This is a genomic window from Natronococcus sp. A-GB7 (assembly GCF_029688865.1).
In the GTDB taxonomy this organism is placed as follows: domain Archaea; phylum Halobacteriota; class Halobacteria; order Halobacteriales; family Natrialbaceae; genus Natronococcus.
This window is the reverse complement of record NZ_JARUKV010000022.1, coordinates 1-13,529: the sequence shown is the minus strand read 5'-3', so window position 1 is coordinate 13,529 and position 13,529 is coordinate 1. Positions and strand designations below refer to the sequence as shown.

Below are 13,529 nucleotides of genomic sequence, written 5' to 3'. Positions count from 1 at the left end.
ACCCTCATATAGGAGTTTGGAGGCGGTACTGCTTTTCCGTCGAGACGGGTCGAACAGGTTACCCGATACATTGAAGCCTTTCTGTCCCTTTAGGAGGGACACTATGATGCTCCCGACTCACGCTCTCGGCGGCATGGCACTCGCGCTGCCGTTGCTAGTCGTCGCTCCGGAGTTTGCTCCCCTGGCGCTCGGCGCGGGACTGGTCGGAGGGATATTTCCCGACCTCGATATGTACGCCGGCCACCGCAAAACCCTCCACTTTCCGGTGTACTACAGCGTGCTTGCCGTCCTCGCGATCGGCGTCGCGGTACTCGTTCCGACGGGAGTGACCGTCGCCGTCGCCGTCTTTCTGCTCGCAGCCGCCCTCCACTGTGCGACCGACGTCCTCGGGAGCGGACTCGAGTTGCGCCCGTGGGAGGGGACGTCCGACAGGGCGGTGTACGATCACTACCGTCGGACCTGGATTCCGCCACGTCGCCTGGTTCGATACGACGGCTCGCCGGCGGATCTGATGCTCTCGGTAACGCTCGCGCTCCCCCTTCTGTACACGCTCGAGGGAGTGTTCCAGTGGCTCGTGTTCAGTACCGTCGCCGTCGCGGCAGTTTACACCGCGCTCAGGCGTCGTCTCGCGGATCTCGCGGCTGTCGTCGCTCGGCGAATACCGACGGGCGTCCAACCCTACGTCCCGAACCGATACCTGGAAGACCTCGAATCCGAGACGAGAACGACGAGACGCTAGCGGGCCGATATCGGAGTATCGTTCCGATCACCTGCTGAAGTATTAACGGCTAAATAGGTCGTTTCGGAATGGGTGGGTATGGATCTCCGCGTCGTGTTTATGCTGTTTCTCGTCGCCCTTCTCGGTGGGATCAGCGCCCTGCTTTTGCTCCCGCTACTACAGTATATCATCGCCGCCGCGCTGCTTGCGTTCATTCTATTTCCGGTTCACGACCGCCTCGCCGCTCGAACGGTCACGATTCGAGGACGGGCGCTCACGATTTCGCCGCGGATATCGGCGGGTCTCGTAACCTTCTTCGGCGTCGTTGCCGCCATCCTGCCGCTACTCATCGTCTCCGGCATCGTTCTTCGGACGGTTCTCTCCTTCCTCGAGGAGGTCGACGACATAGCGATCACTGAGACGATTCAGGAGACGGCCCGCGAGCTGGGGATCGACGACGCGATCGTCGCCGAAGGAGAGCAGTTCCTGAACACGGAGGTCGAAGGGCTCCTCGAGCGAGGCGCCGAGTTCGTCCTCCAGGAGCTGATCGGACTGATCGATACGAGCTTTCGCGTCGGTCTGGGACTTCTGGTGCTGGTCTTTCTGTTGTACTACTTCCTCGTCGACGGGCGGCGGTTAGTCGGCTGGATCGGTGCGGTCGCACCGATCGAAGACGAGACTCGAACGGAGCTGGTCGCCGAGATCGAGGGCGTCACGTGGGCCGTACTGATCAGTCACGTCCTCGTCGCGCTCGCGGAGGGGATACTCGGCGGAATCGGACTCTACCTCATTGGCGTTTCGAACGTCGCGTTCTGGTCGGTTGTGATGGTCGTCGTCTCCTTCCTGCCCGCGATCGGAATCTGGCTGGTCTGGATGCCGATCGTCGGCTATCTTCTCCTCATCGGCGACCCCGTCGGTGCACTGCTCCTGTTGGCGTACGGCGTTACCGTCCTCTCGATCGTGGATAACTACCTGCGAGCCTTCCTGGTCGATATCGGATCCGGCGTGCATCCGGGAACCGTTCTCGTTGGGGTGATCGGCGGGCTCTATCTCTTCGGTTTCCTGGGACTGATACTCGGACCGGTCCTCCTGGCGACGCTCAAGGCCGTGCTCGAAGTTTTCAGCGAAGCACACACCTCCGATACCGGAGAGCGAAACGCTCCATCGGATTGAGCCACTTTCTCACCGCCCGAACGTAGCAACAATTGAAATCGGTTGCATACCGATTGTGCAACAGTCGTGCAACCCGGCATGCGCTGACTGTCAGCGACTGCGATACCGATCTCGGCCGACAGCGGGGCCACCGTAGAACAGCCCCCCTCGAGCGCGAGTTTCGCCGTTTCGGAAGCCTGTAACGAACGGCTCGAGGACGCACGGATAAGAATCGAATACCTTCATATGTCGGACGAGAACTGTGCGAGGTCGATCGTTATCATACCTAAAACGGGATCGGTACGTCGTATTATGTGATAACGCTTCTCAGTGGGAAGATTCAATAGAGTAACGCAGCGTGAACGTCTTCCCTACACGTTCGTCGACGAGAGACGGTCCGGGGAAGAATCAGGAGGCAATTACATGTCAACCGATAACACAGAAATCGATGGGGAGCTGGGAACCGATCACTCGAACGCGATCGCGACGGAGCCGGGATCTTCCGACGCGGAGCCGACAGTTGCCGATTCGGATGTGGATGCCGAAGACAGCACCGTCGTCGGCGGCCTCAGCGAGAACGTTGCGGGAGCGCTCGTTTACCTGTTCGCACCGTTCATTGCGGTGCTGTTCTACCTCCTCGAGGATCGAAACGAGTTCGTCCGCTTCCATGCCGCACAGAGCATCGTCGTCTTCGGCGGCTTCTTCGCCGTCGGGATGGGCGTGTTCATGATGGGGTTCGTTCTCGAATTCCTGCCGTTCGTCGGCTGGATGCTCTCGCTGGCGATCTCGATGCTGACGTTCCTGGTGCTCGCTCCGCTCGGGTTCATCCTCTGGGTACTGCTGACGTACAAGGCGGTTACGGGTGAGCGATACGCCCTCCCCGTCGCCGGTGAGATCGCAGAGAGGTACGTCTGATGGGAGTGCGCCGGCGCTCGTTCGTGGCGGTCGCCGGACTCACCGCGCTGAGCGGCTGTCTCAGTGTCGACGACATCACGGACCGAGCGAGAAGCGAGGCCAGCGACCGGGCAAGCGACGAGTTTCGGGATCGAACGGGGATAGACGTCGAGACGCCCGAAGAGCCGCCGGAAACCGACGAGGAGTGGCGGCTGTACGAGTTCGAACCGGGCGAGCGCTACGAGTATCGTCTCGACTCCCAGGAGGACGGTCCCGGAACCTTCAGCTGGATCGTCGAGGACGCGGGCGAGGATCGACTCACCGTCGACACCGAGCTGGCGTTCGAGAGCGGAGACGAGTTCGCTCGGACCGTAACCGGCACTCAGGACGAGGTGTTCTCGGAGCTGATGACGACGCCGGCCGCGATCTTCATCGGCTCGGGGCTGCACTCGCCGTACGTTGTCGCCGACGAGGGCGTCTACGTCGGCTACGAGTGGCGCGTCGCGACCGACGAGGGAAGCTTCCGGTACGCGGTCGATGACACCGCCTCCTACGTCGGACGGGAGTGTTACGTGACCACGACCGAGATCGACGGCGCGGTGGTCCACGAGAGCTGTCTCTCGCCCGACCTGGCGTTTCCGGCGTTCGTCGCGTACCACGACGAGAGCGGCGCGCAACTGCTCGAGATGGAGCTGCTCGAGTACGACGCACCGGGTGACGGGAGCTGAGAGACGGATGAAAACAACCGAATCACGAAGACGATGACGACAACGAGGCAAATAGATACAGCGGTGTTCGATCGACGAACGGTTCTTCGAGCACTGGGGGTCGCGAGCATTCCGGTCGTGAGCGGCTGCCTTAGCGGGGACGAGGACGATACCGCGGGCAACGGCGACGAGGCCGAGGTGGCGAGCGACGAGTCGACGGACGACGATGACGAAACCGAGGGGTCGAGCGACGTGAGCAACGACGACGGGAGCGACGGGAGCGTCGGAACCGCCGAAATCGTGTTCCTCGGCGAGACGTACACCTACGACGACGCTTCGTGCGAGGCGAGCAGGACCTTTCCACCGGAAAACGAGATGATTCGCCACCGAGACGTGGATGACGAGATCGAGTTCTGGGTCGAACGTCACGATCCAGCCGAATCCGATGTCGTCGAGGTCCACCTCTCGTTTCCGACCGGCGACCCGAACGAGACGATCGGCGAAGTGGAAGCGTACGACGCCCGGACGACCGTCGACGAGATCGAGTTCGAACTCGGCAGCGGCACGTCGGGCAGCATCCACCTCGAGCCCTCGTCCCTGATGAACGACGACGTGGCATACGACCCCGACGGTGGGGAGGTAACCTGGGAGATAGCATGTTAACACGAGAGACATCGATGGTGCGAAACCGCACGCCGACTTCGGTGAGGGAGTCCTCGTCGTCATCAGCGACCCAACGGAGGGCGTAGCGATGGTGCTGTACTTCCTGAAGGCGACGCGCGTCTTCCTCAGGACGCTCCCGTTCGTCGCACTACGGATCGCCGTCGGTCTGCTGTTCGGGCTCGTTACCGTCGTCTACTTCGGCGTCGTCGGCTGGCTGGTGCTGACGCTGCTTGACGCGGGGACCGTCTCCGGACCGATCGGTGGGATCGGATTGCTCGTCGCGACCCTGATCTTCCTGGCCGCGATGCGCTTTGCCCGTCGGTACGTCCTCTACATGGTCGCGGCTGGCCACGTCGCCGTCATCGCTCACATCGTCGATACGGGCGAGACGCCGCGAAACCAGCTCGCGTTCGGCACCGGACAGGTGAAATCGCACTTCAAGGAGGCCAACGCCCTGTTCGTCGTGGATCAGCTGGTGAAGGCGGCGATCCGGCAGTTCAACAACACCGCCATTTCGCTATCGAATCTGGTGAGCTTCGTTCCGACGCTGAAGAACATCCTCACCGTCCTTCGAAAGGCGATCGGGCTCGCGGCGTCGTACATCGACGAGGCGATCATCGCCTACGTCTTCATCGCCGAGGAGGAAAACAACTGGCGAGCGGCCCGGGATGGCGTCGTCCTCTACGCGAAGACCTGGAAGTCGATCCTCGGCTCGACGCTGCTTATCATCCTCGCGATGTACGTGGCGGCGTTCGTCATGTTACTGGCGTTGACGCCGCTGGCGACCGTCTTCGGGAGCCTCTCGCCGACGTTCGAGATACTCGGCTGGCTGGGCATCGCCGCGATCGGCCTGACGGTTTACCTCGGCGTGCTCAGACCCTGGGTAAAGACCGTCGTGATCACGACGTTCCTGATCGAGTCCCGCGAGCTGACGCCGGACAGCGAAACGGTCGAGTTCCTCGAGGGCCGTTCGAAGAAGTTCCGGGAACTGACGGCGAAGGCCGACGCCGAGGAAGCGGAGAGCTACCCGACCGGTGATCCGTCGGAGGGCGACGTACCGAGGGAGGAACCCACCTGAAACGACTCGCGGGACGGTAGGTGTCCGAGCCGGACCATCGAGGACTGCGGGGGACCGACACCGTGTTTCCGATGAATTCTCCGACTCCACCCGCCGACGTACTCGATCCGTTCGGAACGGGAAACGGACTCGGTCCGCGTCGAGGGTCGAAAGCGCCGTCCGCCGTCACGTCCTCGCTCTCACTTGCGTCGTCCCGCCGGCTCGGTAGGGACTCGAGACGGTTCGACGTGTGTGTGTGAGTGTCTTACGGAAAGCATATTACCGCGTGGTGTCGTTCGTATTACATGGTTCAATACGCGACCGACCCGTGTACCGAGTGCGGTGGACGAAAGATCGCTCGGGCCGACAGTTCCGTCTGGTGTCCGAACTGCGCCCTCTTTCGTCCCGACACGTAGCCGTCTCCGGCCGGGTCCGACCGGTCAGGGCGGGTTCGCGATCGAGCAGGCGTCGGTCCGGAGGTCCGATCGATTAGAGGGTAAAACTCCTCGCGTTTCGGCTCCCGGGCGGTCCCGCGAGTGCGAACCGCGGTCGCCCTCTCAGAGATCGTCGCGGGGTTGGGGCGTCCGGCTCTTGCTCAGCAGGTGCGTAAGCGTTCGCTTGACTCGCTCCGGATTCGGAACGCTGCGGAAAGTGACGTCGTCGGTCGACGTTCCGGCCGTGTAGACCACGACGTCGCCAAACGAGAGCGTTCGCTCGAGCGCCGACTGGTTGTACGCGGTGTTTTGGACCCTGTCGAGACGAACCTGCGTGACGTCTCGAGAGATGAGCCCGTGTTTGACGTAGATCTCCTCGTCGGTGATGACGTACAGCAGCCGGATCCAGTTGAGGTACGTCGCGCCTACCTGTCCGGCGCCCGCCAGGACCAGCACCAACGGCAGATAGGCTACCCACGACGGGACGCTCTCGCCGGTGATAACCCCCGAAAGCCAGACGGTAAGGACGATCCCGACCACCGCGAGACCGACGCCGAACGCGACTGAGGCTGCGATCGTGAGCCACGACGGACGCCCCGCCCACTGAACCTGCTCGTCGTCGGTCAGGTGAAGCCAGTCCGCGGCCGCGAGGTCGTCGTAGGACTCGTGCGTTTCCTCCATTGGTATCCCGTTTCATCTCTTCGATACTGGTCCTTTCGGACGATGCGGTCATCTCTCGACTGCTGGTGGGTTGTTGTCGGGGCCTCCGGTGGCCATCCGGTATCTACAGCCTCGAGATCGAACGGCCGTAACTACGCGTCGCTGGAAAAGCGGACCCCGTCGTGTCATCTATCACAGAACGGCCTGCTCTCCGAGGCACCGCACCGACAAAGCGCGATAGAAGAATCACGAACGGTCTCCGTCCCGTCCTCGTCGCGAGTTTCGAACTGGCCCTGGAGCCGAACCAGTCCGTCGAGTCTCGGAGCAACCGCGAGTACGCCGTCGTCGGTTGCGCGCCCGACCGGAGGCGTTCTTTGCTCCGGGCACCCGGAAATCAGCCTCGAGATGGCTGTTGTCATGGAGCGGTTTGTTTTCCGACGCGTCACACCGGCACAGCGCGACGCGCGTGTCCTCGAGTGCCGTCGTCTCGTCCGGGGTTACGATCTCGATATCGCCGCTGAGATACAGCGGCCCATCGGGCCAGACAGTGAGGACGTTCGTCTCCGGGACCCGTTCTTCCGGTCCGCCGTCCGTTCGGTCGAACTGCAGTGCCCTCCCCGGGGGCACTCATCAGATTATTTACATGCCCGCGTAAAAACACCCCTAGAAGCGGGTGTTTGCGGGCCTCGAGCAAAAACACGTAGTCACAACGATATAGCAGATAGGACTCTACAGCGTCCTCGAGCTGCGGCAGCGGGGGGTGGAGCATGACGTCCGCGTCCGTCACCGACAACCGCGCGCGCGGCCTGGACGTCGAAGACGAGAGTTGCCGTCAGTGGCCACTCAAGCCGATTGCTGATGACCGCGGCCGACGAGACGACTGGTGCGATTTCGTCGCGACAGAGCCCTTCAGCGTCGCTGCTCGGTCCGTCGACACCGGCGATCCGATCGAGTGTAAGTCCTGCTGGGTTCGATACGAGTCGCGCAGAGGCCAGTTGGTGGATCGCGCGCGCGAACCACGAGCGACTCGTCGATGCCGGCGGCTGGTACATTCTCTCTGTCGTCGATCCCAGTACCGAACACATCCTTCGGATGTCGCTCATCTGCGCGTCTATTGTCGATCGGCTGATCGCCGAGCGCGTACGAGCCCGACTGTCCCGAGTGTGGCTGGATCCTGCCCGAGGCTTGGCGCCTCGAGGACGATCGCTCACGCTGGGAGTGTCGCAACTGCCGGCGTACCTTCGGTGTTCACGAGGTGGTTCGATGAGCGTCGCCCCTCGCAGCGCCGAGGACGTGAAGGAGTTGGTCGACTCGCTTCGCGATCGCGTTAACAACTTCGAGGCACGACTGGATGCGTTCTCCAGTTGGCTCGAGAACACTGACGACCGCGTTAGCGAACTCGAAGACGAGAACAACGAACTCCGCGCCCGCCTCGATTCCCTCGAAGCACGGATGGACGTCCTCGAGGACGGCTCGAGCAGCAAGAACGGAAAGGTCCGCCAGATTGTCGCCGGCGCCGAGAACAATCGCACCGGCGAGCAGCCCGCAGTCGTGATGGACGCCGCGAAGATCGTGACGGTAACCGGCGTCTCACGACGCTACGCCTACGATCTAATCGAGGATCTTCCTGAACAACACTACTGGATCCTCACGCGGAGCGAAGCCAGAGAGCGTCAGTTCGGGAGCATCGAAATCGACGACGGGAAACAGACGAAGGCGATCGTCATCGATTTTGAAGCACTTCACAGCGATCCAGAGGCTGTGAACAAGTTCACCACAAGCACCGAGGGAGGGGGGCGGTAGAGATGGGTTCTTTCCAACGAGGTATCCCACCGCCCTTTCATTCGGCTAAAATCTTGTTGCAGTAGTAGTGTTAATCATCAAACGATTAGCGGCGGGTGTGTTCGCTCTCGGCTCTCTCTCGGAGAGAACGGGGGAGTTCGACCCGCCGTCGGCCTGTGGTGAACAAGTTCAATGGACTCCCAACACACACCGACGGAAGCGAACACTCGAACTCCGGGAGAAGAGATCCTCACTCGGCTTTCTCGAGGCACGTGGACGAAGCAGTTCCTGATCGAAGCGATCATCGATGAAACAGGCTACAGTTGTGAGACGGTTCTCGCTTCGTTCGACGAACTCGAGAACACTGGTCGGATCTACGTCTTCAACGGGGTGGTCAAGCGGACGTGAGCGTCCCGATACAAGCGGCGACGTCTGACCGACCGCAGTATCCGGAAATCGACGAGGACATGGGCGAGGATCCGGCGCGGTTTCTCTCCTCGTCTGAGCATTATCTCCCAATAGCACGGATCCGCGGCATCCAGGACCGTGGTCTCCTCTCGGCGTACCGTGCTGTCGAACAACGCGAGTTCGGTGGTCGCGACGTCAACACGAAATTCGAGTGATAGAGGCCATCTGTCTCGTCTTCGTCGCCATAGCAGGACCGTAGGTGGAGGTCTATGTAGTATGGGAGGCGAGTTTTGGAACTGACATGTGGTGGAGAGATAGTGCCGCCGTCGAACCACCAGAAGTAGCGATAGGAGCGAAACCGCTAGTCGTCCGCCGACGAGGATGGCCGAGACACTGTCGCCGAGGGTCAGTCGATCGGAATCCGAACGACCGTTTTTATGGACGAGCGGATCGGAAGCGAGATTTCCGGATCGGGGTCGATATCCCCTTCCTCGAGTTCTTCGAGGGCGTGTTGGATCCCGTTGTGGTGGCCGGCGCCGATGACCGCGACCACGTCGTTGCCCTCGCGACGAAGCCGGTGGAGTCGTTGGGCCATCGCTCGGTCACGCCGGTCAATCATGACCTCGGCAACCTCGGGAAGCAACTGCCGCAACTGGTCAATTGCGGGCTGGACATCGTCGCCGTGTTCGATCTCGCCGACCGGCCGCGTGAGCGCCTCGATCTGGGCGGCCTGCGTTTGTGGTCCCACCCGCTGTATCCGCAGGCAGAACTTCGGGAGCGTCTCAAGGCCCACCCGCGCGCTGAGTTCGGCGAGCGTCTCCGCAATCCTCTCGTCGATGAGTGCGATCTCGGTGTCCAGTTCAGCTGCCGTCTCGATGGCAGCCTCCATGTCGGTCGTCTCCGGGTCAAGCCCGGAAAGCCGGACAACGGTTCGCTGGAGCGCTGTAATGGCTCCGTAGGTGGCAGCTGCCGGTGTCGACGGGAAGACCTGTGTGACATCGGCGGAGGTCGGTCGTCGGCCGCGGTCGAGGTGTTCGAACCGGAACTCGTCGAGTTCGACGGCGACGAGATCGGGGGCTTCCGCGCGAATCGTCTCGCGGACCCGGCGGCAGTGTGTTGGCGAGAAGTGGACGCTCGGTACGAACGTGATGGAGCCCTGAACAGACATGCTGGCAATACGCTCACTTCGCAGCGCCTTGAACCCAGTACTCGGTGCCCCCGATTGACGCGGGCGTCTCGAACGGCGGTCATCGTGTAGGTGCATAGCGGCGGCGGTATCGAAGTTCGTGCGTTACAGCCGGGCCAGGACACCCGCTGTGGTAGGTAAGCTACACGAGAGTCGGGTGCGAATACGAGAAGCACTACGAATGAGCACTGATGAGAGAGGGGAGACGGATGCTTCCGAACAGACCCGGTGGCTCTGGTTTGGCGTCGCTCTTACGATAATATACGCAGCATACACGATACTCATCCTTGCCCTCCTGCGCGCCGATCAGTCACTCGCACTGATCGTCGTTGTCGGCGGAAGCCTTGCGTTCGGCCTTGCCATCATGATATACGCTCTCTACTTTCGGTGAGAAGTCAGCTTTCAAACCAGGTTCTGGATAAGGCCACAGTCCCAACCTCCGATTGGATTTCATAGGCCGATCAACAGTGACCAAAGGATATTCGATGAGTGATTCGAAGTCGTCAGCGTCGTCGTACTCGGCTTGGTGGATAATCGCTGCTTTTCCTAACCGCGTAATCTCGTACAGACCAGACTGCTCAGCGGTCCGATCTTCTGAACAAGACCGTAGTCTTCAAGCAGGGGAAGTCTCGTGTTGACGTTCTTGCGGGACTTTCCGGTATGGTGCGCTAAGTTTGTCGCGACGTTGCGTCCTTTCTCTTCGAGTTCCTCGAGGATCAGGAAGTCAGTAGGCTGCCGGAGCTTCATACTTGTCCCGAGCACGCCGCCCGAGGCGAAAAGAGCCCGTCAAGCGATCCGGCCATCGAGCCCGACCTGCCGTCGCTCAGTCTGCAGGCGTACGCCTACGAGGTCCAGGACGAAGACGGCGACGAGATCCGCGAGTACTATCCTGGCCGGCAGTACGAGTACGCGAACGAACCGTAGTCGGTCTCGGCGAACGACTTGGTCTGGACGAAAACGATTTGCGCCGAATGCGGGAACACGAGGCACTACTTCGACGATGATGATCGCCGGTCGAGCTCTTCACGGATGCTCGCTGGCCATCATCTTAGCCCAACGGATCCGCGAGCTTGGGAAGAGATAGACGAGGCCACATTCTAGAATGTCACACACAAGTAGCCACATCCATTCACGGGGCCCTCGAGGCAGCGGTAGTCTAACTCAGAGTCCTACTATTGAAATTTCAAGTCGGTCTGTGTTCTGAAGCACTGTCGATGATACTCATCTCATAAGTACTCACAAAGGGTTGAACATCGAGGAACACTCACCCGTGGAGATCTCCTTTTTCGGAACCAGGATCTGTCTCGGCTAGGGAAAAGGGGCTAAACTCAGTACATCCACAAGACTTGCATCCACTAGGTGATCCGATAGGCTTGACACCCCCATCCGAGAGTGTCTTTGCCGCATACTTTCTTCCACACTGGACACAGACGGCAATTCCTCTCTGCCCTTTAGGAGCATTTGTCATATCGTATAATTAGATTCCACAGTAAAAAGCGGTATGTGAGTACGATCAAAGTACACAACGGACCATCATCGTAACATTGCTTTTTATTGTCTAAGTTCGTAGTCAGCAATCTCCTCCGATCCACAGTTGAGACACTCCGTAACGCCCCCAGAGAAATTCTGCCCACAATCACGACATTCGTACATCGTAACTCTACTGTTGTACAGCACCTGGTGCATTGCTCTAATGACGTTCATATGTTATGCTTGTGAACATAGCACATAAAACTAGACATCTATCTCACCATTTAGATCAAGAATTCACTCTTAAACAAAGGGATAGAATATAGAGTGGGATCTCCTCTTCGGTAGGATTTGGGGCCCTGTCCGCTCGACTTGTTCGATGTGTCGTTTTGACTCCTGATAGAATTCTTCGGGCGTGAGTTCGCGCCACGACGTACCCAGTACCTCCTTGTACTCGAAACCAGTCATCTCCAGAAAAGCGTCGTTCGCGTCAGTGATCATCATGTCGTCTCCCCAGACAATGACGCCGACCATTGTCGAATCAAAGACTGAGTGGGAGCGTACCTGTTCTCGACCCCGTGAGGATTCGCTACCCGGCGGATCGCTTTCGACGGGGCGCCACCATACACGGCTGCTGGCCCCGGCCTTCTTTGTCTGTAGGACGCCGTCATCGACAAGCGTCTCGAGTCTGTTGTAGATAGTCCGCTGGGTGCAGTCGAACCTGTCGGCGACTTCTGGCGTCGTCACCGGTGTACCAGGTGGACCGACTGTATCAACCGTCTCTACTACGTCTTCAAGTTCTGGTGTGGTCGTTGTCATAAGACGAATTTGATCAAGTGTAGGCAAATGTGTTCTGCCGGTAGAAACAGTACTTTCGAACAACCGGAGTTAATCGGCTGCCAACCGCATGAGGAAACAGAAGAATAAAATACCTCTTACACCACTGTCAGGTTACTTTCCAAACTCCGTATAGAGCGCAGTCTTCGAGATCAGGGGGTATATGAAACAATTAGAACGGGGAACGAAATGGCTAACGAACATGACCCTCGGGACGGCGACGAACCGGTGGTACAGACACGATATTCGTGCAATGAGAAAGCAAGCGAGGCAGTCATTCGAGCACTTGCAGTAGCTGAGGGTGTCAGCCCGACCGAACTTGATCTTTTGTACGAGTCCATTGATCCCGAGGCACTCGATTCTCTTCTCGGCGATCCGGTGATCAGTGATGAACCACCGACAAAGATTGAGTTCGGCATACTGGACTACCTAGTCGTTGCCAGCAGTAACGGTCGGATCGCTGTTCTAGAGTTCGACGGGCAGTAGCGGACGAATTCACGTCCGCTGTCGCTTGAGGAACTTGAGGAGCGTCTCGATTTTTCGGCTGAAGCTGCTGATTGGCCGAACATACCCATGAGCCGATGATCGAACCCACTCTCTTCGATGAACGCTTGTCCGTCACTGAGCTGTTCCCGAAGGGAATCAATATCGCCACGATGTGAAGTACCATGGGAACAAGCCCCCGCGACTTCACCGTTTCTGAGTGATGACACAGGAGGGAATCTCGTAGACGCGTGCATCTTAGGCTAGGTAGCACGACTGCCTGCACGAAGAGGGCATACTACGGTTGCGGCAGCAGTCGTCGTATGGTGAGGGACCTCTCGTCAGTTAGATATGATTTTATGATATTTGAATTTGTATTGAAAACACAATAGGACTTATGTGATGATTCTATCATTGTAAGCATACATGGGTGAAATTGGTGAGCTAATCAGCGTGATGCATGGTGAACAACGACTCCAGAACGGCGGTAGCGACCGCTTGCTCCCCCGGGCAAGCGGCGTCAGTACCTACAGCGGGCCGTAGTCACGCAGACGAACTGCAACCACAGTGGGTGCTCGAGTCGGTCTCAAATTCATTGGCCCACTAAAGGAACTCAGTAGGGCGTTCCGGGATGACTCACTACTGGTCTATATTTCTCGAGTAAAACATCAAAATGCCAAAACGGTGAAAACCATCTATGAAAGTCTCCTGTGGCTAACTTATTTGGACGTTCCTATTAATTCTGTTACTAGACTAGAATTAATATACCGCAGATAGAGGATAGTGATACTATGCCGATCGATATTGAATCGAATCAGTGGGACAAGAGCAAGCAAGTCGATATTTTAGAAGTAGAGATCGAGAGGTTCCTCCAGAAGAATTCAGAAATGGCCTATAAGCTATCAGAAATCACGGAACATCTTGCAGCTGAAAAGCCAGAGGTGTTTCCTGAACCGTTGCTCACCGAGGGTGATTCTGCTAGATTATCTCGGGCTGTGTTGGTTGCATCTCGACTGGAAAAGTTAGCCTGGCACGAGCGTATAGAAGCCCGTAGTCTTGACAACAGATTATATTACAC

Annotated in this window: 14 protein-coding genes and 3 pseudogenes; 13 read left to right on the top strand and 4 right to left on the bottom strand. The window is 58.9% G+C overall.

What is annotated here, in order from left to right; genetic code table 11:
- Nucleotides 1–103 precede the first annotated feature (103 nt).
- From QA609_RS17905 to QA609_RS17880, 6 genes are all read left to right on the top strand, one after another.
- Nucleotides 104–739: a metal-dependent hydrolase gene (locus tag QA609_RS17905; protein ID WP_278303981.1), complete on the top strand. Its 636-nt coding sequence runs from the start codon at nucleotides 104–106 to the stop codon at nucleotides 737–739.
- Nucleotides 740–817: 78 nt separating this feature from the next.
- Nucleotides 818–1,891, top strand: coding sequence for an AI-2E family transporter (locus tag QA609_RS17900; protein WP_278303980.1), 1,074 nt, complete (start codon nucleotides 818–820; stop codon nucleotides 1,889–1,891).
- A gap of 402 nt (nucleotides 1,892–2,293) precedes the next feature.
- Nucleotides 2,294–2,785: a hypothetical protein gene (locus QA609_RS17895; RefSeq protein ID WP_278303979.1), complete on the top strand. Its 492-nt coding sequence runs from the start codon at nucleotides 2,294–2,296 to the stop codon at nucleotides 2,783–2,785.
- Nucleotides 2,785–3,492: a hypothetical protein gene (locus tag QA609_RS17890; protein WP_278303978.1), complete on the top strand. Its 708-nt coding sequence runs from the start codon at nucleotides 2,785–2,787 to the stop codon at nucleotides 3,490–3,492. The genes QA609_RS17895 and QA609_RS17890 overlap by 1 nt, the downstream gene beginning before the upstream one ends.
- A 117-nt stretch (nucleotides 3,493–3,609) precedes the next feature.
- A complete protein-coding gene (locus QA609_RS17885; RefSeq protein ID WP_278303977.1) occupies nucleotides 3,610–4,134 on the top strand; it encodes a hypothetical protein in 525 nt (174 codons plus the stop codon).
- 88 nt (nucleotides 4,135–4,222) lie between these two features.
- The gene (locus tag QA609_RS17880) at nucleotides 4,223–5,212 is read left to right on the top strand and encodes a hypothetical protein (RefSeq protein WP_278303976.1); all 990 of its coding nucleotides are present in this window, start codon (nucleotides 4,223–4,225) and stop codon (nucleotides 5,210–5,212) included.
- A 536-nt stretch (nucleotides 5,213–5,748) separates the two neighbouring features.
- Here QA609_RS17880 and QA609_RS17875 read toward each other — a convergent pair.
- Entirely contained in the window at nucleotides 5,749–6,306 is a 558-nt protein-coding gene (locus QA609_RS17875; protein WP_278303975.1) for a PH domain-containing protein, read from the bottom strand.
- 1,138 nt (nucleotides 6,307–7,444) lie between these two features.
- Between QA609_RS17875 and QA609_RS17870 the strand changes: the two are divergent.
- The 4 genes and pseudogenes from QA609_RS17870 to QA609_RS17855 form a co-directional block, all read left to right on the top strand.
- Nucleotides 7,445–7,552 (top strand): annotated as a pseudogene (locus QA609_RS17870) (hypothetical protein); the annotation flags it as partial.
- Nucleotides 7,549–8,088 carry a hypothetical protein gene (locus QA609_RS17865; protein ID WP_278303974.1) on the top strand — a complete coding sequence of 180 codons (540 nt, stop codon included), beginning with the start codon at nucleotides 7,549–7,551 and terminating at the stop codon, nucleotides 8,086–8,088. The pseudogene QA609_RS17870 and the gene QA609_RS17865, both read left to right, overlap by 4 nt.
- Nucleotides 8,089–8,259: 171 nt before the next feature.
- Nucleotides 8,260–8,475, top strand: coding sequence for a hypothetical protein (locus QA609_RS17860; RefSeq protein ID WP_278303973.1), 216 nt, complete (start codon nucleotides 8,260–8,262; stop codon nucleotides 8,473–8,475).
- A complete protein-coding gene (locus QA609_RS17855; RefSeq protein ID WP_278303972.1) occupies nucleotides 8,472–8,690 on the top strand; it encodes a hypothetical protein in 219 nt (72 codons plus the stop codon). The genes QA609_RS17860 and QA609_RS17855 overlap by 4 nt, the downstream gene beginning before the upstream one ends.
- Before the next feature lie 191 nt (nucleotides 8,691–8,881).
- Here the strand turns inward: QA609_RS17855 and QA609_RS17850 are convergent, their stop codons facing one another.
- Nucleotides 8,882–9,643, bottom strand: a complete 762-nt coding sequence (locus QA609_RS17850) for a TraB/GumN family protein (RefSeq protein WP_278303971.1) — start codon at nucleotides 9,641–9,643, stop codon at nucleotides 8,882–8,884.
- A 199-nt stretch (nucleotides 9,644–9,842) separates the two neighbouring features.
- Between QA609_RS17850 and QA609_RS17845 the strand changes: the two genes are divergently transcribed.
- Complete coding sequence (locus QA609_RS17845) at nucleotides 9,843–10,052, top strand: hypothetical protein (RefSeq protein ID WP_278303970.1); 210 nt, start codon at nucleotides 9,843–9,845, stop codon at nucleotides 10,050–10,052.
- Between the two features lie 90 nt (nucleotides 10,053–10,142).
- On the opposite strand, the pseudogene QA609_RS17840 reads toward QA609_RS17845, so the two are convergent.
- Both QA609_RS17840 and QA609_RS17835 read right to left on the bottom strand, forming a co-directional pair.
- Nucleotides 10,143–10,408: pseudogene (locus QA609_RS17840) on the bottom strand (winged helix-turn-helix domain-containing protein); the annotation flags it as partial.
- 1,026 nt (nucleotides 10,409–11,434) lie between these two features.
- Complete coding sequence (locus tag QA609_RS17835) at nucleotides 11,435–11,950, bottom strand: PAS domain S-box protein (RefSeq protein ID WP_278303969.1); 516 nt, start codon at nucleotides 11,948–11,950, stop codon at nucleotides 11,435–11,437.
- A 207-nt stretch (nucleotides 11,951–12,157) separates the two neighbouring features.
- On the opposite strand from QA609_RS17835, the gene QA609_RS17830 reads away from it, so the two are divergent.
- Complete coding sequence (locus tag QA609_RS17830) at nucleotides 12,158–12,454, top strand: HalOD1 output domain-containing protein (protein WP_278303968.1); 297 nt, start codon at nucleotides 12,158–12,160, stop codon at nucleotides 12,452–12,454.
- 788 nt (nucleotides 12,455–13,242) lie between these two features.
- Nucleotides 13,243–13,529, top strand: a pseudogene (locus QA609_RS17825) (hypothetical protein); the annotation flags it as partial.

Excerpts from the sequence above, each read along its gene's own strand:
- QA609_RS17905 (WP_278303981.1), top strand. The coding sequence starts at position 104 with ATGATGCTCCCGACTCACGCTCTCGGCGGCATGGCACTCGCGCTGCCG.
- QA609_RS17900 (WP_278303980.1), top strand. The coding sequence starts at position 818 with ATGGATCTCCGCGTCGTGTTTATGCTGTTTCTCGTCGCCCTTCTCGGT.
- QA609_RS17895 (WP_278303979.1), top strand. The coding sequence starts at position 2,294 with ATGTCAACCGATAACACAGAAATCGATGGGGAGCTGGGAACCGATCAC.
- QA609_RS17890 (WP_278303978.1), top strand. The coding sequence starts at position 2,785 with ATGGGAGTGCGCCGGCGCTCGTTCGTGGCGGTCGCCGGACTCACCGCG.
- QA609_RS17880 (WP_278303976.1), top strand. The coding sequence starts at position 4,223 with ATGGTGCTGTACTTCCTGAAGGCGACGCGCGTCTTCCTCAGGACGCTC.
- QA609_RS17875 (WP_278303975.1), bottom strand. The coding sequence starts at position 6,306 with ATGGAGGAAACGCACGAGTCCTACGACGACCTCGCGGCCGCGGACTGG.
- QA609_RS17865 (WP_278303974.1), top strand. The coding sequence starts at position 7,549 with ATGAGCGTCGCCCCTCGCAGCGCCGAGGACGTGAAGGAGTTGGTCGAC.
- QA609_RS17860 (WP_278303973.1), top strand. The coding sequence starts at position 8,260 with ATGGACTCCCAACACACACCGACGGAAGCGAACACTCGAACTCCGGGA.
- QA609_RS17850 (WP_278303971.1), bottom strand. The coding sequence starts at position 9,643 with ATGTCTGTTCAGGGCTCCATCACGTTCGTACCGAGCGTCCACTTCTCG.
- QA609_RS17845 (WP_278303970.1), top strand. The coding sequence starts at position 9,843 with ATGAGCACTGATGAGAGAGGGGAGACGGATGCTTCCGAACAGACCCGG.
- QA609_RS17835 (WP_278303969.1), bottom strand. The coding sequence starts at position 11,950 with ATGACAACGACCACACCAGAACTTGAAGACGTAGTAGAGACGGTTGAT.
- QA609_RS17830 (WP_278303968.1), top strand. The coding sequence starts at position 12,158 with ATGGCTAACGAACATGACCCTCGGGACGGCGACGAACCGGTGGTACAG.